Annotated in this window: 19 protein-coding genes, 1 tRNA gene, 1 pseudogene and 1 riboswitch; of the genes and pseudogenes, 8 read left to right on the top strand and 13 right to left on the bottom strand. The window is 68.4% G+C overall.

Annotation, left to right across the window (positions count from 1 at the left end; all coding sequences use genetic code 11):
- Positions 1-2 precede the first annotated feature (2 nt).
- A complete protein-coding gene (gene gcvT / locus G524_RS0104225) occupies positions 3-1,136 on the bottom strand; it encodes a glycine cleavage system aminomethyltransferase GcvT (RefSeq protein ID WP_051220892.1) in 1,134 nt (377 codons plus the stop codon).
- A gap of 171 nt (positions 1,137-1,307) precedes the next feature.
- Positions 1,308-1,408: riboswitch (glycine riboswitch) on the bottom strand.
- Between the two features lie 139 nt (positions 1,409-1,547).
- Here gcvT and G524_RS0104220 point away from each other — a divergent pair.
- Positions 1,548-2,747, top strand: a complete 1,200-nt coding sequence (locus G524_RS0104220) for a cation:proton antiporter (protein ID WP_027442592.1) — start codon at positions 1,548-1,550, stop codon at positions 2,745-2,747.
- A gap of 238 nt (positions 2,748-2,985) precedes the next feature.
- On the opposite strand, the gene G524_RS0104215 is transcribed toward G524_RS0104220, so the two are convergent.
- From G524_RS0104215 to G524_RS0104190, 6 genes are all read right to left on the bottom strand, one after another.
- On the bottom strand, positions 2,986-4,170 hold the full coding sequence (locus G524_RS0104215; protein WP_084625058.1) for a serine hydrolase domain-containing protein: 1,185 nt from the start codon (positions 4,168-4,170) through the stop codon (positions 2,986-2,988).
- A 31-nt stretch (positions 4,171-4,201) separates the two neighbouring features.
- Entirely contained in the window at positions 4,202-6,799 is a 2,598-nt protein-coding gene (gene metH / locus G524_RS0104210; protein ID WP_027442590.1) for a methionine synthase, read from the bottom strand.
- A 20-nt stretch (positions 6,800-6,819) separates the two neighbouring features.
- Positions 6,820-7,863 (bottom strand): homocysteine S-methyltransferase family protein, encoded by a 1,044-nt coding sequence (locus G524_RS0104205; protein ID WP_027442589.1) that lies wholly within the window; start codon positions 7,861-7,863, stop codon positions 6,820-6,822.
- The gene (metF, locus tag G524_RS0104200) at positions 7,860-8,807 is read right to left on the bottom strand and encodes a methylenetetrahydrofolate reductase [NAD(P)H] (protein ID WP_027442588.1); all 948 of its coding nucleotides are present in this window, start codon (positions 8,805-8,807) and stop codon (positions 7,860-7,862) included. Before metF ends, G524_RS0104205 begins: the two co-directional genes overlap by 4 nt.
- Positions 8,804-9,799, bottom strand: a complete 996-nt coding sequence (locus G524_RS0104195) for an ArsR/SmtB family transcription factor (protein ID WP_027442587.1) — start codon at positions 9,797-9,799, stop codon at positions 8,804-8,806. The genes metF and G524_RS0104195 overlap by 4 nt, the downstream gene beginning before the upstream one ends.
- A gap of 75 nt (positions 9,800-9,874) precedes the next feature.
- Positions 9,875-10,771 (bottom strand): NAD(P)H-binding protein, encoded by an 897-nt coding sequence (locus G524_RS0104190; RefSeq protein WP_027442586.1) that lies wholly within the window; start codon positions 10,769-10,771, stop codon positions 9,875-9,877.
- Between the two features lie 80 nt (positions 10,772-10,851).
- On the opposite strand from G524_RS0104190, the gene G524_RS0104185 reads away from it, so the two are divergent.
- Together G524_RS0104185 and G524_RS0104180 are read left to right on the top strand one after the other, a co-directional pair.
- On the top strand, positions 10,852-11,277 hold the full coding sequence (locus G524_RS0104185) for an MAPEG family protein (protein WP_169447828.1): 426 nt from the start codon (positions 10,852-10,854) through the stop codon (positions 11,275-11,277).
- A 4-nt stretch (positions 11,278-11,281) separates the two neighbouring features.
- The gene (locus tag G524_RS0104180; protein ID WP_027442584.1) at positions 11,282-13,003 is read left to right on the top strand and encodes an N-acyl-D-amino-acid deacylase family protein; all 1,722 of its coding nucleotides are present in this window, start codon (positions 11,282-11,284) and stop codon (positions 13,001-13,003) included.
- Positions 13,004-13,067: 64 nt separating this feature from the next.
- Here G524_RS0104180 and G524_RS0104175 read toward each other — a convergent pair.
- Positions 13,068-13,143: transfer RNA gene (locus tag G524_RS0104175), tRNA-Trp, on the bottom strand.
- Between the two features lie 90 nt (positions 13,144-13,233).
- Between G524_RS0104175 and aat the strand changes: the two genes are divergently transcribed.
- The gene (aat, locus tag G524_RS0104170; protein WP_027442583.1) at positions 13,234-14,046 is read left to right on the top strand and encodes a leucyl/phenylalanyl-tRNA--protein transferase; all 813 of its coding nucleotides are present in this window, start codon (positions 13,234-13,236) and stop codon (positions 14,044-14,046) included.
- Positions 14,047-14,081: 35 nt separating this feature from the next.
- Here aat and G524_RS17335 read toward each other — a convergent pair.
- From G524_RS17335 to G524_RS0104150, 4 genes and pseudogenes are all read right to left on the bottom strand, one after another.
- Positions 14,082-14,318: pseudogene (locus G524_RS17335) on the bottom strand (DUF2155 domain-containing protein); the annotation flags it as partial.
- Between the two features lie 171 nt (positions 14,319-14,489).
- A complete protein-coding gene (locus G524_RS0104160; RefSeq protein ID WP_027442581.1) occupies positions 14,490-14,921 on the bottom strand; it encodes an NADH:ubiquinone oxidoreductase subunit NDUFA12 in 432 nt (143 codons plus the stop codon).
- A 77-nt stretch (positions 14,922-14,998) separates the two neighbouring features.
- A complete protein-coding gene (locus G524_RS0104155; RefSeq protein ID WP_027442580.1) occupies positions 14,999-15,538 on the bottom strand; it encodes a DUF192 domain-containing protein in 540 nt (179 codons plus the stop codon).
- The gene (locus G524_RS0104150; protein WP_027442687.1) at positions 15,526-16,164 is read right to left on the bottom strand and encodes a RecX family transcriptional regulator; all 639 of its coding nucleotides are present in this window, start codon (positions 16,162-16,164) and stop codon (positions 15,526-15,528) included. The genes G524_RS0104155 and G524_RS0104150 overlap by 13 nt, the downstream gene beginning before the upstream one ends.
- Before the next feature lie 146 nt (positions 16,165-16,310).
- Between G524_RS0104150 and G524_RS0104145 the strand changes: the two genes are divergently transcribed.
- The gene (locus G524_RS0104145; protein ID WP_027442579.1) at positions 16,311-18,059 is read left to right on the top strand and encodes a fatty acyl-AMP ligase; all 1,749 of its coding nucleotides are present in this window, start codon (positions 16,311-16,313) and stop codon (positions 18,057-18,059) included.
- 3 nt (positions 18,060-18,062) lie between these two features.
- Here the strand turns inward: G524_RS0104145 and G524_RS14920 are convergent, their stop codons facing one another.
- Entirely contained in the window at positions 18,063-19,574 is a 1,512-nt protein-coding gene (locus G524_RS14920) for a DUF389 domain-containing protein (RefSeq protein ID WP_051220889.1), read from the bottom strand.
- A gap of 200 nt (positions 19,575-19,774) precedes the next feature.
- On the opposite strand from G524_RS14920, the gene G524_RS0104135 reads away from it, so the two are divergent.
- Genes G524_RS0104135 through G524_RS0104125 form a run of 3 tightly spaced genes read left to right on the top strand, consistent with a single transcriptional unit; the run spans position 19,775 to position 22,111 of the window.
- Positions 19,775-20,992, top strand: a complete 1,218-nt coding sequence (locus G524_RS0104135; RefSeq protein WP_027442578.1) for a toxic anion resistance protein — start codon at positions 19,775-19,777, stop codon at positions 20,990-20,992.
- Positions 20,992-21,807 carry a hypothetical protein gene (locus tag G524_RS0104130; RefSeq protein ID WP_027442577.1) on the top strand — a complete coding sequence of 272 codons (816 nt, stop codon included), beginning with the start codon at positions 20,992-20,994 and terminating at the stop codon, positions 21,805-21,807. The genes G524_RS0104135 and G524_RS0104130 overlap by 1 nt, the downstream gene beginning before the upstream one ends.
- Positions 21,808-21,811: 4 nt before the next feature.
- Complete coding sequence (locus tag G524_RS0104125) at positions 21,812-22,111, top strand: polyhydroxyalkanoic acid system family protein (protein ID WP_027442576.1); 300 nt, start codon at positions 21,812-21,814, stop codon at positions 22,109-22,111.
- Positions 22,112-22,147: the final 36 nt, after the last annotated feature.

The following is a 22,147-nucleotide window of genomic DNA, read 5'->3' as shown; positions in this document are numbered from 1 at the left end:
GATCAGCTCCCTCGATGGTAGCGGTGCGGGACAAAGGGGGTGGCAACCACGGTGGCGGCAAGGCGCTTGCCCCGCACCTCCACCTCGAGCGCGGTGCCGGGGGCGGCATGAGCGCTGGCGACATAGGCCATGGCGATCGGCACACCGAGTGTGGGCGAAAAGCCGCCGCTGGTGACGGTGCCGATCTGGGCGGCTCCCGCAAAGACCTGCACGCCCTCGCGCGCGGGCAGGCGCCCTTCGAGCCGGAGGCCGACCCACTTGCGCTGCGTGCCTTGATTGATCTCGCGGATGATCCGTTCGGCGCCCGGAAAGCCGCCGGTGCTGCGGCGGCGCTTGTTGATGCCGAAGGTAAGCCCCGCCTCGATCGGGCTGGTCTCGGGGGAGAGGTCATGGCCATAGAGCGGCAGTCCGGCCTCGAGCCGGAGCGAATCGCGGGCGCCAAGCCCGATGGGCTTCACTTCGGGTTCGCCGCAGAGCAGGTCGGCAATCTCGGCGGCGGCGGCGGCAGGGAGCGAAATCTCGAAGCCATCTTCGCCGGTATAGCCCGCCCGGGCGATCTGCACCGGGTGCCCGGCAAGCGCGAAGCGACCAAAGCGCATGAAGGTCAGGCCCGCCACTTCGGGCACGTGGCGGGCGAGCACCGCGGCGGCCTCGGGCCCCTGGAGCGCCAGCAGCGCCTGGTCATCGAGATGGTTGAGCGTGATCGCATCGGGCAGGTCCTCGCGCAGCAGCGCGATATCGTCCCACTTGGTCGCGCCGTTGACCACGAGGTAGAGCGAACCGTCCGCAAGGCGCGAGACCATCAGATCATCGAGCACCCCGCCCGCCGCGTCGAGCAGCAGCGAATAGCGCTGGGCGCCCGCCTTCAAGGTCGAAAGGTCGATCGGCAGCACCGCCTCGAGTGCAGCGTCGAGCCCCTCGCCCGAAAGCACCAGCTGGCCCATGTGCGAGACATCAAATAGGCCCGCATGGCTGCGTGTCCAGTGATGTTCGGCGATGATGCCTTCGTACTGGATCGGCATCTCATAGCCGGCAAAGGGCACCATGCGCGCGCCCCGGGCGCGGTGCCAGGCATCGAGCGGCAGCGCGGCGAGCGGCAGTTCCTCGAGCGTCTCGTCGGTCTCTTGATCGCTCACGATCAGGTCTTCCCCCGGGCATCAGAAGGCAGGCAAACGGAGCCACGCGGCCCCGCGATGACGCTGCCCCCTCTGTCGGGTGACCTGAGAGCTTCGGCAGGGACGCGAAGCGCGCCTTGCCTCCCCTTCGGTGGCCCGCGGCACCTGCCACGGGCGCTTTCCAGAGTGTCATGCGACCGGGCGGTCCGGTGGCCTGAGAGTTTCCGGGGCGGTTGCTCCTTCGGCGCCGCAGCACCCCAAGGGGTGCCGACGGGCTCTCCCGCGCGGCCGCCCGCAGCAGATTCGCACCCGCTGCGGAAGACGGGCCGGGCATGCGCCAAATGCTGCAGCGCGTCAATCGCCTGCACCTGCGCGATGCGCGGGGCAAAGCCGTTTGCGCACAGCTTTCAAGGACAATAAGACCGCGCGGCGATGAACATCACCGAAATCTACCTGATCGCGCTCGCCATCGTCTTCGCGGTGCCCTGGCTCGTCTGGCGCCTCGGGCGCACCGATCACTGGGCGCCGCTGGTGGTGGTGCAGATCGTCGGCGGCATCCTGCTCGGCCCGGGGGTGCTGGGGGCGGCATTTCCCGATTACTATGCCTTCGTGTTCCGCCCGGACGTGATCATGGCCTTGAATGGGGTGGCCTGGTGGGCGGTGATGCTGTTCGTGTGGATCGCAGGAATCGAACTCGATCTCAGCCAGGCCTGGCAGCACCGGCGCGAGACCGGGCTGACCGCGGGCCTTGCATTGGGCGTGCCGCTGCTGGCCGGCACTGCGGCGGCTGCGATAATCCTGCAATTTCCCGGCTGGCGCGGGCCCAAGGGGGAATATTGGCAGGCGCTGCTCGGCATCGGCATGTCCTGTGCGGTGACAGCGCTGCCGATCCTCGTGCTGCTGATGGACAAGCTCGGCATCCTGCGCGAACAGCTTGGCCAGCGCATCCTGCGCTATGCCAGCCTCGATGACATCGCCATCTGGGGCGTTCTGGCGTTGATCCTGCTGGATTTCGACCGGCTGGCGCGCCAGGCGTTGTTCATCCTCGGCTTTGCCTTTGCCGCCTGGGCGATGCGGTGGGTGATGGCGCGCATCGGCGCAGCGGATCGCTGGGCAGTAGGCCTCATCTGGCTGGCGATGTGCGGCTTTGCCGGCGACTGGGCGGGGCTGCACTTCATGGTCGGTGCTTTCCTGGCTGGCGTGGTGCTCGATGCCAGGTGGTTCGGCCACGAGGCGATGGACCGTTTCCGCGACGTGGTGCTGCTCACCATCATGCCGGTGTTCTTCCTTTCCACCGGCCTTCGCACCCAGTGGGAAGGCGGCGGACTCACCGTGTTTGCCGTGGCCGGGCTGCTGCTCGCCGCGGCGGTGGGGGGCAAGCTCCTGGGCGTTCACATCGCCGGACGCCTGCTCGGCTGGAGCCGGGCCGAGGCGCGCCTCATCGGCTGGCTGCTCCAGACCAAGGCGCTGATCATGATCATCTTTGCCAATATCCTGCTGGATAAGCAGGTGATCACGCCGACGACCTTCACCGCCCTGCTGCTGATGGCGGTGGCAAGCACGATGCTGACCAAGCCCTTTGCGAGCCCCTTGATCGCGAAGCTCGGCGCACGGGTGAAGGCCGAGGCGTAAGCCGCACCCTGTTGGAGACACATGAGACACTGTCCAGGAGCGGAATTCTCGCCGCCCCCCAACCCGCCATTGCGGGGCATGAAAAGAGGCGGGCGAGCGGGTTCATGGGCGCAATCCTGCGCCCTTCCAGCCGAGTAGGAAAACCCCCGCCCCCGCCGCCTTGGCAGGCCCGAGGTTCCAACAACCGGCCCCTAGAGTCCCTACCCATCCTGCAAGGATGGGGAGGGATTTGTGGCCGCTACTTTCCCGTCAGCTCCAGCGCGCGCGCCATCAATTCCTTTTCGCGCACGGTGAAGTTCCCAGTGTCCTCGCCGCCTTCGGGAGGCGGGTTCTGGGTGGTGAAATAGACGAAACCGATCCCGCGTCGCGGCTCATACCAAAGCCCAGAGAGCAGGCCATAGGCCTCTCCGGGGTGGCCAAGCCATGGCCTGCCGATGCTGAACAGCGTGTCGTCGCAGGGATCATCGAACCATTCGATCAACTGGAGTCCCAGACCGTAATGGCAGAACAACTGCGCCGCGCCGGTCCGCCCCTGCACGGGCGAAAGAACCAGCCTTTCCAGCGCGCGCGGCTGAAGGAAATCGGAATCCCCGCCCCGCATGACTTCGCGGCCGATCTTCGCGAGGTCCACCATGCCGATCCTCACCCCGCCCTGGGGCGAGAAGATCGAGGCATTGGTGCCGGGGACGTAAGCATCAAGATCGCAACGCTTTCCTTCGGCCACGGGGATGGTGCAGGCCGGCGGCAGGCGCTCGGGCGCATCGGCGGCAACCTCGCCGGTATGGCGGTAGAGCGTCACCGCGCGGGCCTCCAGCTCGGGCCCGCAGCCGATCCAGTTGAGGCAGGCCTTCACGCCCAGAGGCTTGAACACCAGCCGCTCGACGAGGCGATCATAGCGTTCGCCCGAGGCCGCCTCTAGCACCGTCGCCACCAGCGGTGATCCGAGATTGGCATATTCGAACGCCGCCTCCCCCGGCTTGCCCGTATCGCGCCACGCCGCCCGATCAGCGAATTTGGCCTGCAAGCTCTCGCCCAGCGGAATGCTGTAACCGGCCTTGTCGGACAGCCCCGCGCGGTGCGACAGCAGGTGCGCGAGTGTCACCGGCGCATCGGGGTGGAAGGGAGAACGCACCTTCCACCCGAGATAGTCCGAAACATCGCGGTCAAGATCGACCTTGCCCTCGTCCACCAGCCGCAGCGCGGCGAGCGCCATGATCAGCTTGGATATGCTCGCGATCCGCACCGGATCATTGGCCTCGACCGGGCGCTCGGTTTCAAGGTTCGCCAGCCCCTCGACGATCAGCGGACGGATGCTCTCGCGGTCAAAGGCGACAACGACCGTGGCGGGCGGCGACGGGGTGTGGACCTCAGCGGCGGCAGGGGCGGCGATCAAGGCGAGGGCAGCGGCGAGACGGCGGATCATGGCCCGCATCATCGCCGCACCAGCCCTCGCGTCAATCGAGATTCGGCCTCAGCCAGCGTTCCGCCTGCTCGACGCTCACCCCGCGGCGCTTGGCATAGTCCTCGAGCTGGTCGCGCCCGATGCGGGCGACGCCGAAATACTCGGACTCTGGGTGACCGAAATAGAAGCCCGAGACCGCGGCGGTGGGCAGCATGGCAAAGCTCTCGGTCAGCGCAAGGCCGGCATTGGCGGGCGCATCGAGCAGATCGAACAGGATCGGCTTCAACGAATGATCGGGGCAGGCCGGATAGCCCGGCGCCGGGCGGATGCCGCGATATTCCTCGCGGATCAGCGCCTCGTTGGTGAGCTGTTCGCCCGGGGCATAGGCCCACAAGGTGGTGCGCACGTGCTGGTGCAGCGCCTCGGCAAAGGCCTCGGCCAGGCGGTCAGCCAGTGCCTTCAGGAGAATGTCGGAAAAATCGTCCCTTTCCGCCTGGAAGCGGGCAATGTGCGGCTCGATCCCGTGGATCGCCACGGCAAAGCCGCCGATCCAGTCGCCTGCCGGATCGATGAAATCGGCAAGGCACATATTGGCCCGCTCGCGCGATTTTTTCACCTGCTGGCGCAGGAAGGGAAGGCGCGTGCCATTGTCGAGCACCACGTCATCGCCCTCGCGCCGGCACGGCCACAGCCCGGCAACCCCGCGCGCGGTGAGCCACCTTTCGGCAATGATCCGATCGAGCATGGCATTGGCATCGGCAAAGAGCTGGCTTGCGGTCTCGCCCACCACCGGATCGGTGAGGATCGCAGGATAAGTGCCGTGCAGCTCCCAGGCGCGGAAGAACGGGGTCCAGTCGATAAAGCCGCGCAGCTGCGCCAGGTCCCAATCGCGAAACACGTGCAGACCGGGCCTCGCCGGGGCCGGGGGCTTTTCGGCCGGATCGATGACAAAGGCGCGCGCGCGCGCCTCGGCGAGCGGCAGCAGCTCGCTTTGCCCCTTGGCGCTGCGCGCCTCGCGCAGCGCGGCATATTCGCCCGCCACTTCGGCGACATAGGCCTCGCGCTGGGTATCGGAGAGCAGCCGCGCAGCCACCCCCACCGCGCGGCTGGCATCGAGCACGTGGATCACCGGGCCATCATAGGCGGGATCGATCTTGAGGGCGGTGTGCACCTTGCTGGTGGTTGCCCCGCCGATCAGCAGCGGCATGGTCATGCCGGCGCGCTGCATTTCCTCGGCCACGGTCACCATCTCGTCGAGCGAGGGGGTGATGAGGCCCGAAAGCCCGATCATGTCGGCCTGGTTGTCGTTGGCGGCCTTGAGGATCTCGCTCCAGGGCACCATCACCCCGAGGTCGATCACCTCATAGCCGTTGCATTGCAGCACCACGCCGACGATGTTCTTGCCGATATCGTGAACATCGCCCTTGACCGTGGCCATCACGATCCGGCCCTTGGCGCGGCGCTCCTCTGGCGCCAGCAGCTCCTTTTCCGCCTCGATATAGGGGATGAGATGGGCCACCGCCTTCTTCATCACCCGGGCGGATTTGACCACCTGCGGCAGGAACATCTTGCCCGAGCCAAACAGGTCGCCAACCACGTTCATCCCGTCCATCAACGGGCCTTCGATCACCTCGATCGGGCGCGCGGCCTGCTGGCGGGCTTCCTCGGTGTCCTCGATGATATGGGCATCGATGCCCTTGACGAGCGCATGTTCGAGCCGCTTTGCCACCGGCCAGCCGCGCCATTCGGCCGCGGCCTTGTCATCGGCTGCGCTCTTGCCCTTGTAGCTTTCGGCCAGCGCGATCAGCCGTTCGGTCGCTTGCGCATCGCGGTTGAGGATCACGTCCTCGCAGGCCTCGCGCAAGACCGGGTCGATCTGGTCATAGACATCAAGCTGCCCGGCGTTGACGATCGCCATGTCGAGCCCGGCGGGAATGGCGTGATAGAGGAACACCGAGTGCATCGCCCGGCGCACCGGCTCGTTGCCGCGGAAGGAGAAGGAGAGGTTCGACAGCCCCCCGGAAAAATGCGCGTGCGGGCACAGCTGGCGCAAGGTCCGCACCGCCTCGATGAAATCGACGGCATAGGAATTGTGCTCCTCGATCCCGGTGGCCACGGCAAAGATGTTGGGATCGAAGATGATGTCCTCGGGCGGGAAGCCCTCGGCGACCAAGAGGTCATAGGCGCGCTTGCAGATCTCCACCTTGCGCGCCTTGGTGTCGGCCTGGCCCTGCTCGTCGAAGGCCATCACCACCACCGCCGCGCCATAATCCATGCAGGCGCGCGCCTGGGCAAGGAAGGTCTCCTCCCCTTCCTTCAGGCTGATCGAATTGACGATCGGCTTGCCGCTGACGCATTTGAGCCCGGCCTCGATCACCTCCCACTTGGAACTGTCGATCATCACCGGCACCCGGGCAATGTCGGGCTCGGCGGCGATCAGCTTCAAAAAGGTGGTCATGGCATGGACGGCATCGAGCAGGCCTTCGTCCATATTGACATCGATGATCTGCGCGCCGTTCTCGACCTGCTGGCGCGCAACCTCGACCGCGGCGGCATAATCGCCCGCGAGGATCAGCTTCTTGAAGGCGGCGCTGCCGGTGACGTTGGTGCGCTCGCCGATATTGATGAAACGCGAGGAGGAGAGGGTCACGGTGGTGCTTTCGGGGATGGTCAGGCGGCAACGAAGGCTTCAAGCCCGGCAAGCCGCATCGCCGGCGTGAGCGTGGGGATGGCGCGCGGGCGGGCACCGGCAACGGCGCGGGCGATCGCGGCGATGTGCTGAGGGGTCGAACCGCAACAGCCGCCCAGCATGTTGACCTGGCCATCCGCCGCCCAATCGGCCACCAACGCCGCGGTGGTCTCGGGCGCCTCGTCATATTCGCCCAGTTCATTGGGCAGCCCGGCATTGGGATAGACCAGCAGCAGCGCATCGGCGATCTGGGCGAGGGTCTTGACGTGCGGGCGCAGCTGCGCCGCGCCAAAGCTGCAATTGAGACCGATGGTGAGCGGGCGGGCGTGGCGCACCGCATACCAGAAGGCCTCGACCGTGTGGCCCGAAAGATTGCGGCCCGAAAGGTCAGTGAGGGTCATCGAGATCATCAGCGGGATCTCCCGCCCCAGCGCGCGCTCGAGGCGCCGCACGGCCATGATCCCGGCCTTGGCGTTCAAGGTATCGAACACGGTCTCGATGAGAATGAAATCCACCCCCCCTTCAACCAGCGCGGCGGCCTGTTCGTGATAGACCTCGACCAAGTGATCAAAGTCGATCTCGCGAAAGCCCGGGTCTTCGACATCGGGGCTCAAGGACAAGGTCTTGTTGGTCGGGCCGATCGCGCCGGCGACAAAGCGGGGGCGGCCATCGCGCGCGGCATATTCATCGGCAAGGCCGCGCGCGATCCGCGCGCTCGCCCGGTTGATCTCGCCCACCAGGTGCTCGGCGCGATAATCGGCCTGGCTGATGCGGTTGGCCGAGAAGGTGTTGGTCGAGACCACATCCGATCCGGCCTCGAGATAGGCGCGGGTGATATCGGCGATCACATCGGGGCGGGTGAGCGCGAGGATATCATTGTTGCCCTTCTGGTCAGCGGCAAGGCCAAGCTCGCCGGCATAGTCGGCCTCGGTGAGCTTGCGCAGCTGGATCTGGGTGCCGAAGGCGCCATCGAAGATCAGCACGCGCTCGGCAGCTTCGGCAAGCAGGCGTTGGCGGGCGTTCATGCAGGGGTCTCCGTGGCTTTGTCGCTGTTCTGAGGGCGCTTGCCGAGCAGATGGCAGATGGCATAGGCCAGCTCTGGCCGGTTGAGCGTGTAGAAGTGGAAATCGCGCACGCCCCCGGCATAGAGGCGGCGGCACAGCTCGGCCGCGATGGTGGCGGCGACCAGCTGGCGCGCGGCGGGCTTTTCATCAAGCCCTTCAAACAGGCCATCCATCCACGCCGGGATCGCCGCGCCGCAGGCCGAAGCAAACTTGCGCGCCTGGGCAACATTGGTGACCGGCAGGATGCCGGGCAGGATCGGGGCGGCAATCCCCGCCGCGGCGCAGGCATCGCGGAAGCGGAAGAAGGTTTCGGCCGAAAAGAAGAACTGGGTGATCGCCCGGCTCGCTCCGGCATCGAGCTTGCGCTTGAGGTTGTCGATATCGGCCTCGGGGCTGGCGGCATCGGGGTGGGTTTCGGGATAGGCGGCAACCGAGATGTCGAAGGGGGCGATCGCCTTGAGCCCCGCCACCAGCTCGGCGGCATTGGCATAGCCATCGGGGTGCGGGGTGAAGGGCGCGCCCGGCTCTCCGGCATCGCCGCGCAGGGCGACGATGTGGCGCACCCCGGCCTCCCAATAGCGTTCGGCCACGGCGCGGATCTCGTCCTTGCTCGCGGCCACGCAGGTAAGGTGCGCCGCGGCCGGAAGCCGCGCCTCGGCAATGATCCGCGCCACCGTGGCATGGGTGCGCTCGCGGGTCGATCCGCCCGCGCCATAGGTGACCGAGACGAAGGCCGGCTCAAGCGGCTTCAATTGCGTCACCGCGTCCCACAGCTGGCGCTCCATCGCCTCGCTCTTGGGCGGGAAGAACTCGAAACTCACCGCCACGTCGCCCGGCAGGCCCGAAAACAGCGGGGCATCGGTGGCGGTGCGGTATTCGTGCAGCTGGGAAAGCGTCGGGGTCATGGGGCAGGTTCCAGAGCGGGGGTGGCAGCCGCCGCGGCAGCAGCCGAGGTGCCGGGGCGGCGGCGGGCAACCCAGATCTTGACCACCAGGCTTGCTCCGGCGAGCGCGATCGGTGCCGGGGCGGAAAAGCCCGCCGCGCGCAGCAGCGCGGCCATCTGCCGATCGGAAAAGCCCAGCCGCACGTGCTGGTGGCGGGTGCGCAGCTCCTCGCGGTCGTGGCTGGCAAAATCGACGATGGCGATCCGCCCGCCGGCCTTGAGCACCCGCGCGGCCTCGCCGAGCACCCGGGCAGGATCGGTGGCAAAGTGCAGCACCTGGTGCAAGATCACCGTGTCAAACCCCGCCGCGGCAAAGGGCAGATCGACAAAATCGCCCTGCACCAGCTCGATCTGGCTGGCTGGCAGGTGCTGGAGCTTGGCCCGGGCGACGCGCAGCATCTCGAGGCTCTTGTCGAGCGCGACGATGCGATCGGCATGGGGGGCGAAAAGCTCGGCCATGCGCCCGGTGCCGGTGCCGATATCGAGCAGGGTGCCGAGCGGCGCCTCGCCGAGCGCCTCGAGAAGCCGCGCCTCGACCTCGGCATCGGGGCTGTGGAGCGCGCGCAGCTCGTCCCACTCCCCGGCGTGGCGGGCAAAGTAAAGCTCTGCCGCCGCGGCCCGGGCCTCGCGGATCGCGGCGAGCTTGCGCCGATCGGCCTCGCACTGCGCGGCAAAGCCCGGCTCCTCTGCCTCTGCGAGCGCAAGCAATTGCTGGACCGCGCCCACAAGGCCCTCGCGCGCCTCGCTCTGGCGCAGGAACACCCAACTGCCCTCGCGGCGGCGCTCGGCCAGCCCCGCATCGCACAGGATGCCGACATGGCGCGAGACGCGCGGCTGGCTCTGGCCCAGCACCTGCGCCAGCTCGCCCACCGCCAGCTCCATCGTCCCCAGCAGGCGGGCGATGCGCAGCCGGGTGGGATCAGCAAGCGCGCGGAAGATGTCCTCGATCAGCATGACGCCAAAGTCATATAAAGATATTTTTATATCTGTAAATCGCCTGCGTAACGGCGGGCGCAGAAGGCGTCTCGCCTAGCCCTTGGCCATGAGGCGCCGGTAATGATCGGAAAGGGTCTCGCTGCCGAATTCGGGGGTGAGATCGGCGCGATAGCGCCCGCTTGCCGGATCCCATACCAGCATCGATTCGGTGGCATAATAATGCGCGATCCGGGCATATTCGGCCTTGGCCGCGCACCATGGCGACAGCCCCGCCCCCAGCCCCAGCACCCGCGCCGCAGCGGCAAACAGCCCCGGGCTGACCGAGCGGAACCGCGCCGGGCGCCGGGCTGCGGCAAACAGCAGCTCGCCCTGTTCGCGCGGGGTGATCGCCGGGCCCGGCCCGCCCACCGGCAGGATGCGCCCGGCGGCCTCGGGATTGTCGATCGCGGCGAGGATGAAGCGCGCAAGGTCAGCATCGCTGATCGGCTTGCAGGAAGTCAGCTCCCCATCGCCGAACAGCAGGAAGGGCTTGCCTGCGCGCACCCGCGCGACCTGACCCGAGAGCGACTTGAAGAAGGCGGTTGGGCGGATGATGGTATGGGTGATCGGGCTTTGGACAAGCGCCGCCTCGAAGGCGAGCTTGGCGTGCTGGAAAGCAAGCCGCGGCTTTTGCACGCAGATCGCCGAGAGCAGGATGAACTGGCGCGCGCCTGCCGCCTCGGCCGCGGCCAGCAGCGCGCGGTTGGAATCGTGATCGACCGCCCAGGCATCGCTGGGCGCGCCGCTGCGCGAGGCGATGCAGGAGATCACCACCTCTGCCCGCGCCGCTGCCACCCTTTGGGCAAGCAACGCGGGGCTGGAGAAATCGGCGCGCGCCAGGGCATGGGTCTCGTGCCCCGCCGCGGCAAGGGCCGCTGCCACCGCCTTGCCGATGGTGCCGCTCGCCCCGGCAAGGACAACGCGGCGCGCGGGAGATGCAGCTAGGGTCATCGCCCCACCCTAGCCAAGGCGTGCGGGACACAAAAGTGGCAGTTGCCCGGCCGCGGAGCAGGCGCCAGCCTTGCCGCCACGTGGGAGAGACCAGGCACACCATGCGCGATCCCTACACCTATGTCGTCATCGTCAGTGCGCTGGCGCTGCTCGCCTATTATTTCACCCTGCTCAAGGCGGGGCTGGCGCGGGTGCGCTTCAAGGTGCCCGCGCCCTCGCACGAGGGGCCGGAGGAATATGTCCGCCACGTGCGCGCGCATCACAACACGCTCGAACACCTGGTGCTGTTCCTGCCGGGCCTGTGGCTGTTTGCCTATGTCGTCAGCCCGATCTGGGCCGCGGCGATCGGCATCATCTGGCCACCGATGCGCGTGCTCTATGCCCTGGGCTATTACCGCGCGGCCGAAAAGCGGCTGATCCCGCTCTATATCTCGATGCCGCCGATCTATATCTTCGTGCTCGGCGCGCTCATCGGCGGGCTGGTGCGGCTGGGCAAGGGGGGATGAGGCGATGGCCGATTATGACTGGGTGATCCGCGGCGGCACCATCGTCGATGGCACCGGGGCACCGCCTTTCGCCGGCGATCTTGCCCTTGCCGGCGGGCGCATCGCCGCGATCGGCAAGGTGGAGGGCCGCGGCGCCGAGGAGATCGATGCCCGCGGGCTGATCGTCACCCCCGGCTTCATCGATGTGCACACCCATTATGACGGGCAATGCATCTGGGCCGAGGAGCTCGCGCCCTCCTCGTCCCACGGGGTCACCACCGCGGTGATGGGCAATTGCGGGGTCGGCTTTGCCCCCTGCCGCCGCGCGGACCAGGAGATGCTGGTCAAGGTGATGGAGGGGGTGGAGGACATCCCCGGCGTGGTGATGACCGAGGGGCTGGCCTGGGACTGGGAGACCTTCCCCGAATATCTCGACCGCGTGGCCGCCGGGCGGCGCGACATCGATGTGGCCGCCTACCTGCCCCATTCGCCCTTGCGGGTCTATGCCATGGGGGCGCGCGGGGCGGCGCGCGAACCGGCACGCGAGGCTGATCTCGCGCTGATGCGCCGCCTTACCGCCGAGGCGATGCGCGCCGGGGCGATCGGCTTTGCCACCTCGCGCCTGTCGATCCACAAGACCGCCGATGGCGATGCCATCCCCACCTTCGCCGCCGACATTGCCGAACTCGAGGCGATCGCCCGCGGCATGGCCGATGCTGGGGCCGGCACCTTCCAGGTGGTGCTCGATGCCTTTGTCGGCTGGGACAGGGAATATGAGGTGATCGAGCGGGTGATCGCCGCCTCGGGCCGCCCGGCCACCTTCACCCTTGCCTCGGGCAATGATGCGCCGCCGCGCTGGCGCCGGGTGCTCGAGATGCTCGAGGCCACCAATGCCCGCGGCGCCCGTGCGACCGCGCAGGTGATGCCGCGCCCGATCGGGCTGATCGCCGGCCTGGAACTGACGGTGCACCCCTTCGTGCTGTGCCCTTCCTGGGCGAAGATCGCGCATCTTCCGATTCCCGAGCAGGTTGCGGCGATGCGCGATCCGGCCTTGCGCGCCGCCTTGCTGACCGAGGATTTCGCCCCCGGGCACCCCTTCAACGAGCTGGCGCGCAACTGGCGCTGGCTGTTCCCGCTCGACGATCCGCCCGACTATGCCCCGCCCGCGTCGATGAGCATGGCCGCTGAGGCGGCGGCGCGCGGCTGCACCCCCCAGGAAGTGGCCTATGAGCGCATCCTTGCCACCGAGGGGCGCGGGCTGTTCCTCGCCGCGCTCGGCAATTACGAGAACGCCTCGCTCGAAAGCGCGCACACCATGCTGCGCCACCCCCACTGCGTGCCCGGCCTTGGCGATGGCGGGGCGCATTACGGGGCGATCTGCGATGCGAGCTATTCGACCTACCTGCTCACCCAGTTCGTCAAGACCGATGGGCCGCTCAGGCTCGATCTGGCCGAGGCGGTGCACATGCTGAGCGCCAAGGCGGCGCGCGCGGTGGGCCTTGCTGATCGCGGCACGATTGCGCCTGGCGGCCGGGCCGATCTCAACGTCATCGATCTTGATCGCCTGCGCCTCCACCTGCCCGAAGTGGTGCGCGATCTGCCAGCCGGCGGGCGGCGGCTGCACCAGCGCGCCAGCGGCTACGTGGCGACCTTCGTTGCGGGCGAGGCGATCCGCCGGGATGACGCCAGCACCGGCGCGCGCCCGGGCAAGCTGGTGCGCGGCCCCGCCTGGCGCGCCGCGGCGTGAGGGGGTGCGCCGGGCACCACAGCGGCGGGCAGCAGATGGTGGGATAGGCTGGCCGGGAAGGGCCTGGCAGGGGTGACAGGATTCGAACCCGTGGCCCTCGGTTTTGGAGACCGATGCTCTACCAGCTGAGCTACACCCCTGCACTGGCCGAGGCGGCCCCTTAATCGAGGCGGGCGCGCGAGGCAATCCTCTTTGCCTCGCGTGGGGCGGCCATGTATCATGCCTTGCCGATGCACGCGCCGCCCCGCCCGCCGATCCCGGTCGAGACCCTGCTGCTGGCCTATCGCAGCGGCATCTTTCCCATGGCGGACCGGCGCGAGGACACCGAGGTGTTCTGGGTCGAGCCGCGCGAGCGCGCGATCCTGCCGCTCGATGGCCTCCATGTCTCGCGCTCGCTGCGCAAGGTGGTGCGCGCCGACCGCTTCACCGTGACCATCGACCGCGCCTTCGAGGCGGTGATCCGCGCCTGCGCCGAGCCGCGCCCGGATCATCCCGAAACCTGGATTTCCGAGCGCATCGTGCAATCCTATCTCGCCCTGCACCGGGCCGGCCATGCCCATTCGCTCGAATGCTGGCAGGCCGATGCGGCCGGCGCGCCGCGGCTGGTGGGCGGGCTCTATGGTGTCACCTTCGACCGGGTGTTCTGCGGCGAATCGATGTTCAGCCGGGTGGCCGATGCGAGCAAGGTGGCGCTCACCTGGCTGGTGGCGCTGCTGCGCGAGGCCGGTTACATGCTGCTCGACTGCCAGTTCATGACCGAGCATCTGCGCTCGATGGGCGCGCGCGAATTGCCGCAGGCCGAATATCGCGCCCTGCTCGAGGCGGCCGCCGGCCAGCCGCGCATCAGCCTGGGGACCGCCTGGCGCCGCTTTGCCGAGGGCTATGCCCCTGGGCCGGGCGTGGCGGCCGGGGCGGGCGCAGGCGCAGGGGTGGGCGTGGGCGTTGCCACAGGCCGCGCGGTCGCAGCCGGTGAAGGCGATGGGGCAGCCGGCCCCTCCTCCCCCGGAAAGCGCATCATGCAATCCTTGACCCAGACATCATAGATCGGGTGTTCGACCACATTGAGGCTGGGCGATTCCCTGAACAGCCAGCCGGAGAACACCCGCCGGTGCCGCGGCTCGCCGCGCTCGCGGATATCAACCTGCACGAAGGCCCCGGTCTCCTGCGGCAGTTCCCAGGGTGCGGTGCGCTCGCAGGCGGACAGGCGGACGATCACCGGGCCGATCTCGCGCACCTCGCCGGGCTTCAACCGGATCTCCTCGGTGAGGTTGTTGCGCTTGTTGAGCAGGCCCAGCACCGCCACCCGCTCGGCCATCGGGGTGCCGCCATTGTCGCTGCCCGGGGCAGGCGCGCCGACCGCAGGCGCCGGGCTCGCCTCGCCCAGCTTGACCCGCACCGCCTCCTGCTTGCTCGCCCCGTCACAAGCGGCGAGCAGGAGCATTCCGGCGAGCGGCGCGGCCAGGCGATGAAGCGCCACGAGCGCGCCTCAGCCCTCGGCGCTGCCCGGGGTCCAGGCCTCGTAATCGCCCACCGCCCGAGCCCGCTTGCCGCCGCGTTCAAGTGCGCCTTGCGGAACGTAGGCCGCCGCGGTGCCAGTGGCGTTGGGGGTGTATTCGGCCTCCCACACCTTGGGCGGGGGCAGGTGGCTTTGGGGCACCTCGTCATAGGTGCCATGGAGCCAGCCATGCCATTCGGCCGGCACGCGGCTCGCATCATTGGGCCCGTTATAGACCACCCAGCGCTTCTCGCGCCCGGTGTAGGAGCCGGTGTTGGCGCCGCTGCCCTTGGGCCGGGCGCGGTAATAGCGGTTGCCAAAGGCATCGGTGCCGACATGCTCGGCCCCGACGCGCGCCGCCCACAGCCGGGTGCCGATGGTGGCGCCGTCCCACCAGGTGAAGATCTCTTTGAGGATTCCCATGGGCGCAGCGCCTAGCCGATTTGCCCGGGAGCGCCAAGGGGCGTGTGCGCCCCCGCCCGCCGCTCACCGGCCTTGGCTCAGCGCGGCAGGCTATAGATCACCCGGTCGCCCGGCACGATCCCCAGCGCCGCGGCGCGCCCGCCGCGCAGTTCCAGCACCGCGCTCGTCAGCCCCGCCGAGGGGATCGGCTCGAGCGAATAGGGCACGGTATTGGCAGCGATATTGGTGATCCGCCCATCGGGGCCGATGAAGATGATGTCGAGCGAGAGCGGCGTGTTCTTCATCCAGAAGGCGCGCTGTTCGGGCACGGCAGAGGGGAACAGCATCCCCTCGTTCTCGCCAAGCCGATCGCGGAACATCAGGCCGCGGGCCTGGGCCTCGGGGCTGGCGGCGACCTCGACCCGGAAGGGCAGGCGCTGGCCGGCGCGCTCGACCACGAGGTCGATCACCGGCAGGCCCGAGACCGGATGGCGCGCTGCTGCGGCAGCGACCGGGGCCGAAGCCTGCGCCCGTGCGCTGGCGCTTTCCCCCGGCGAACAGGACGCACCGGCAAGGCCGAGCACCAGCGCCGCCCCGCCCGCCAGTATCGCCATCCATGAGCGCATCAAGCTAGCCATGCCTTACCCATTCCTTCTTCCTCCTGGGCGACCTCACCCAGCCATGCGGCCACCTCCTCCTCGCCGCTGGCGGCAAGGATGAAGCGCACGTGATCGGGATGGTGGCCTGCGCGCAGCATCGCGGCAACGGCTTTTTCGCGCGCCGCGCGCGCGCGCGCCGGATCGCTCGGCGACCCATCCCCGAGCGCGCTGCTGGCCCAGGGGCCAAGGCGGCGCTTCTTCGCCATCACCACCGCCGCCCGGCGCGCCGCCGCCTCGCCCGGGGAATGGGCGGCGCGCAGAGGCGCAGCGACCCCGGCATGGTGCAGCGCCGCCGCGATCCGCCGCGCCCCATAGCCGCGCTGAACTAGCGCACGCGCACGCATCCGCGCAAAGGCCGCATCATCGACATAGCCGAGCGCCACCAGCCGCTCCACGAGCGCGGGCACATCAACCTTCGCGCCTTCGGCAAGGCCGCGCTCGGCGATCTTGCGCGCGAGATAGGCCTCGAGCCGGGCCGCGGTGGTGGCAAAGCGCGCCGCATAGGCCAGCGCCAGATCGCCGAGCGCGGCCTCGTCGAGCGGCGCGCGCGCCCGGCGCCCGGTTCGGCTACCGCGGGATGACGAATTCGCTTTACCTGAAACCATTTCGCCTTATTCGTGCCACTTTGCTTATCAAATGCGCAACATCAGGACGCGGCCGGACTATGCCCGGCCTTGTGGGGTAAAGCCAGAGCGCCCGTGGGCACGCCCCGCGAGAAGCGCTGCAACTGACGGGTTTCGCTGAAAAAATCATGACCGACGCCGTTCTCACGCCGACGCCGAACGACTGCGAACTGCCGCGAATCCGTGCGCAGTTTGCAACCTTCAACGAGGCGATCGACTATGCCGCGCAGAGCCGCAAGGGGCTCAACTTCCACGACATGCGGGGCCAGCTCGCGCGGGTCTATCCCTATGCCGAACTGCGCGCCGATGCGCTGATGATGGCGCGGCGCATGGCCGCAGCCGGGATCGGCAAGGCCGACCGGGTGGCGCTGATCGCCGAGACCGGGCCGGATTTTGCCGCGCTGTTCTGCGCCTGTGTCTATGTCGGCGCCTGGCCGGTGCCGCTGCCGCTGCCGACCACCTTCGGGGGCAAGGAGAACTTCATCGAGCAGCTTTCGATCCAGCTGACGAGCTGCGATCCCAAGCTGCTGCTCTACCCCGAGGAGATCGCCGAAATGGCCGCGGCGGCGGCGGCGCGCGCGGGCTGCGCGGCGCAAAGCTGGCAGGATTTTGCCACCCGCCCCGCGCCCGAATGCGAACTGCCGCAGGCCAGCCCGGATGATATCTGCTACCTCCAGTATTCCTCGGGATCGACCCGCTTTCCCACCGGGGTGGCCGTCACCCACCGGGCGCTGCTGCACAACCTTTACGGCCATGCCGAGACGATGAACCTCGGCCAGAATGATCGCTGCGTCAGCTGGCTGCCGTGGTATCACGACATGGGCCTCGTCGGCTGCCTGCTCTCGCTGATCGCCAACCAGGTCTCGGGCGATTACATCAAGCCCGATGCCTTTGCCCGGCGCCCGCTCGCCTGGCTCGACATGATCAGCCGCAACCCGGGCAACACCCTGTCCTATTCGCCCACCTTCGGCTACGATATCTGCGCGCGCCGCATCTCCAGCCAGAGCAACGTGGCCGAGCGCTTCGACCTGTCGCGCTGGCGGGTGGCGGGCAATGGCGCGGACATGATCCGCCCGGACGTGATGCAGAACTTCGTCAACGCCTTTGCCCCGGCGGGCTTCAAGGCCAGCGCCTTTACCCCCTCCTATGGCCTTGCCGAGGCAGTGCTGGCGGTGACGGTGATGCCCCCGGGCGAGGGCATCCGGGTGGAGCTGGTCGAGGAGGAGCGCCTTTCGGGCGCCCCGCGCGATCTCTCGCGCCCGGCGCGCTACCGCGCGATCGTCAATTGCGGCAAGCCCCTGCCCGACATGGAGGTCGAAATCCGCGGCGAGGATGGCCGGCCCAAGGGCGATCACCAGATCGGCAAGGTGTGGTGCCGCGGGCCCTCGGTGATGCATTCCTATTTCCGCAATCCCGAAGCGACCGAGGCCTGCCTCGTGCCCGATGACAAGGGCCACACCTGGCTCGACACCGGCGACATGGGCTACACCGCCAATGGCTATCTGTTCATCGTCGGCCGGGCGAAGGACATGATCATCATCAACGGCAAGAACCACTGGCCGCAAGATATCGAATGGGCGGTAGAGCAGCTGCCCGGCTTCAACCACGGCGACATCGCCGCCTTTGCGATCGAGATGGAAAACGGCGAGGAAGCCCCGGCGGTGCTGGTGCATTGCAAGGTCTCCGACCCGCAAGAACGCATCCGCCTGCGCGACCAGATCGCCGACAAGGTGCGCTCGGTCACCGGCATGAGCTGCATCGTCGAACTGGTGCCGCCGCGCACCCTGCCGCGCACCAGCTCGGGCAAGCTCTCCCGCGCCAAGGCCAAGAGGCTCTACCTTGCGGGCGAGATCGTGCCGATCGACCTTGCGGCCTGAGCCTCAGGGCTGCTCCTCGGCCCAGTCGGCGCGCAGCGGCGCCGTGCCGGGGCGGGTGGTAACGGTGACGCCCTCGGCGCGCAGCGTTTCGGCGGCGGCCTCGGCATCCTCGACCGGGCCGGTCAGCACCACCCCGCGCCCCAGCCGCTTGGCCGCCCAGCCCACCAGTTCCAGCGCCTCATCCGCGCCCGCCTCGCCCGTTCCGGGGATGCTCGCCGACAGTGGCAGGGCGGGCGGGATCAGCTCGATCCGCCATTCGGGCACGCTTGCGGCAATGCGCTGCTCGAGCGCGCGATAGGCCGGCAGGCCCGCGCCCTCGAGCCGCTGGGCGCGCACCAGCGCGCGGCGGCGCACCCGGTCGAGCATCACCTCGCCTTCGTCCACCCCCGCGGCCAGCGCCAGCCGGGCGACCAGCGCCCGGTTGCGCTCGCGCGCAGCGGCTTCCTCGGCCGCCCGGGTGGCGGAAAGCTGGGCACGCTGGGCAGCACTGGCGCCGGTTTCGGTCTGGGTCTGGGTCAAGGTCAGCGCGACCGGGCGCCGCAGCCGCGCCGCCAGCGCCCGGCTGATCGCTGCCTCGGCCTCGCCGCGGATCTCGGGCGTGAACACGATCGCGCTGATCTCGAGCGGATCGGCGGCAAAGTCGATCTCGACCGCATCGAGCTGCGCCGGACGCGGAAAGTGTGCGCGCAATTCGTCGCGCACGAGGCGCTGGGCGTTGGTCTCCCAGGCGATCTGCTGGAGCGAGAAGCCGAGCGGCACGGCGAGCCCGGCAAACACCGCGAGCAGCGCGAGGTTCTGGTAAAGCGTGTTGCGCGCGCTCAGCGCATTGCGAAAGCCGTAGAGCTTGGCCATGGCAAAGGCGGTGAGCGCGATGGTGATGAAGTTGGTGACGAACAGCAGCAGCGCGCCCGAGAACACCGTCCAGTTGAAGGTGGCAAGCCCGAAGCCCACCACCGCGAGCGGCGGCATCAGCGCGGTGGCGATGGCCACGCCCACGATCGCGCCCTCCTTCCCGCGGATCATCGCATAGGCCCCGGCCAGGGCGGAGAACAGCGCGACGAACAGATCGAACAGGTTGGGCCGGGTGCGCGCCGCGATCTCGCTGGTCACAGTCTGGATCGGCGAGAAAAACACCAGCACCGCGCACAGCAGCACCGCCATGGCGCTGCCGATCAGCAGGGTGCGCAGCGCCAGCTTGAGCCAGTCCCAATCGCCGATGGCAAGGGCAAAGCCCAGCCCCATGATCGGCCCCATCAGCGGCGAGAGCAGCATCGCCCCGATCACCACCGCGGGCGAGGACAGGAGCAGGCCGAGAACCGCTATGCCCGCACTCATCGCGATCATGAACAGATAGTGCTGGGTAAGCGCGCTGTCCTCTTTGCGGCGGTCGATCACCTCGACGTGATCGATCGCGCCGACCACGCTCGCCTTCCACCAGCGCCGCACCCCGGCCAGGGCCCGGAGCAGACCGATGCGCGCCGCGCCGGCCTCGCTGCTGGTGGTGGTGCTGTCCATCGGCTCGTTTCCCCTTGTCTTTGTGCCGTGATAGTCCCCCCCCGGATAGAACGGCCCGCGGCGGCTTGCCAAGCGCCCCGCGGCGCGATGGACGCAAGGCTGCTTCGCGCCTAGCATGGCAGCGCGCTTGAAAGGCGTGTTTTAGATAACTAATACACATGGAGAGGGCGCCGCGGCGCCGCCAAGGGAGCACAACCGGCATGAGCACGCCAACCGAGACCGCGACTGCCACCGCGAGCGCCTTCTCGCTCACTCCGCCCGATCCGGTGCCGCAGGTGGCGCCCGAGCAGGCCGCGGGGCTGGTGCCGGTGAGCGAGGAACAGAAATCCAAGCTCGACATGAAGGTCGATGCCTTCGTCAACGAGCTGGTCAGCGTCGATGCCAATTCTCCCCAGTTCGGCGAGAAGGTCGATCAGATCACCCGCATGGGCCAGGAGCAGATCCGCGCGGCGGCGGCGATGTCCAACCGCTTTCTCGACCGGCCGGTGCGCGCCATGGATGCCGACAGCGGGGTGGGCAAGGATCTGGCCGAGCTGCGCCGCACAATCGAGGAACTCGATCCGGGGCGCAAGGGCAAGCTGTCCGGCCCGCGCAAGCTCTTGGGCTTCATCCCCTTCGGCAACAAGCTCAAGAACTATTTCGACAGCTACACCAGCGCCCAGGGGCACATCGCCGAAATCCTCAAGCGGCTGGAAAGTGGCAAGAAGGAGCTGCACCTCGATAACGCCGCGATCGACACCGAGCGGCAGAAGCTGTGGGCGGCGATGGGCGAGCTTGAGCAGATGATCCACATCGCCCGGCGGCTCGACGAGCGGCTCGAGGCCAAGGCGAATGAACTCGACAGCAGCGATCCGGCCAAGGCCAAGGCGCTGCGCGAATCGGCGCTGTTCTATGTCCGCCAGCGCACCCAGGACTTGCTGACGCAAATGGCGGTGAGCGTGCAGGGCTATCTCGCGCTCGATCTGGTCAAGAAGAACAATGTCGAACTGGTCAAGGGCGTCGACCGGGCCAGCACCACCACCGTGGGGGCGCTGCGCACCGCGGTGACCGTGGCCCAGGCGATGACCAACCAGCGCCTCGTGCTCGGCCAGATCACCGCGCTCAACCAGACCACCAGCGACATCATCGATTCGACCAGCACCCTGCTGCGCGAACAGACCGCGCAGATCCACGAGCAGGCCGCGGCCAGCACCATCCCGCTCGAAACGCTCCAGCGCGCCTTCCAGAACATCTATGACACCATGGACGCGGTGGACGACTTCAAGGTGCGCGCGCTCGATTCGATGAAGCAGACCGTGAACGTGCTCAGCGCCGAGGTCGAAAAGTCCAAGGGCTACATCGCCCGCGCCGAAGGCCAGGCCCAGGCGCAGGCCAAGGTCGCATCGCAAACCCCCTCGCTCCTCGCGCTGGACAAGTGATGGCCGACAGCACGCCGCAATCCGATCGCATCCTGCAAGAGGCGCGCCAAAGCCTCATCCGCCAGCAGGAGGGCGGCACCCACCGGGCCGCCCCGCGCGGCAGCATCGGGCGCGGCTCGGCCGAATTGAAGCGCAAGAACCTCATCAGGCGGATGAAGGGTCTCGGCGCAACGCTGCTCGCCATCATGGCCGCGGTGATCGCCACCGGCATCATCATCGACGGGATCGGCTTTGCCGGGGTGATGCTGGCGGCAGCGGCGGTGGTGGCGGCGGTGCTGTTCTTCCTGTTCGTGCCGCGCACCAGGGTGCCCCGGCGCACTGAATTGAAACAGGGCAATCCCGCCCAGATGGTGGCGCGCACGCAATTGTGGCTCGAGGCCCAGCGCGCAGCCCTGCCCCCGGCAGCCCAGGCCATCATCGCCCAATTGGGCGCCCGGCTCGATGCGCTCGCCGGCCAGATGGCCCATGTCGCCCCCGATCACCCGGCCATGGCCGAGGTGCGCGAGCTGGTGGGCGAATATATCCCCGAGACGATCGACAATTACCGCAAGATCCCCCAACACCTGCGCGCCGAGGAATATGCCGGCAAGACCGCGGACGCGCGCCTCGTTGAAAGCCTCGAGAGGCTTTCAGGCGAGGTCGATCGGGTCACCCGCCGCCTTGCCGAGGGCGCGCTCGATGATCTGGCGATCAAGAGCCGCTATCTCGAATATCGCTATGGCGGCGCCGCGGCGCTCGAGGATGCTTCCGCGATGCCCGATACCGGCGTGCCCCTGCCCGATTTCTCGGCCATGCCCACCGGCAAGGAACGATAAGGCGATGCGCGTCACCCTGCCCCACGATCTCGGCAAGGAGGAGGTGCGCCGGCGGATGCGCGCCCATGCCGACGAGATCGCCGGCTTCTTCCCCCCCGGCCTCGCCCGGGTGACGACCGCCTGGCCGAGCGAGGACCGCATGGACCTCACCGCCGAGGTGATGGGCATTGCCATCCCCGGCGCGGTCGAGGTGCGCGAGGGCGAGGTGGTGATCACCATGGAGCTGCCGCTGATGCTGAGCGTGATGAAGGCCCCGCTCGAGGCAGCGGTGCGCAAGGAAGGCGGGCGCCTCCTCGCGCCGTAGGCCCCGGGCCTCGACGGGCGCCGGCCTCGCCGCCCG

Source organism: Erythrobacter cryptus DSM 12079, from assembly GCF_000422985.1.
GTDB classification, from domain to species: Bacteria; Pseudomonadota; Alphaproteobacteria; order Sphingomonadales; family Sphingomonadaceae; genus Erythrobacter; species Erythrobacter cryptus.
The sequence above is the reverse complement of the archived record's forward strand: the minus strand, read 5'-3'. Positions and strand labels throughout refer to the sequence as shown.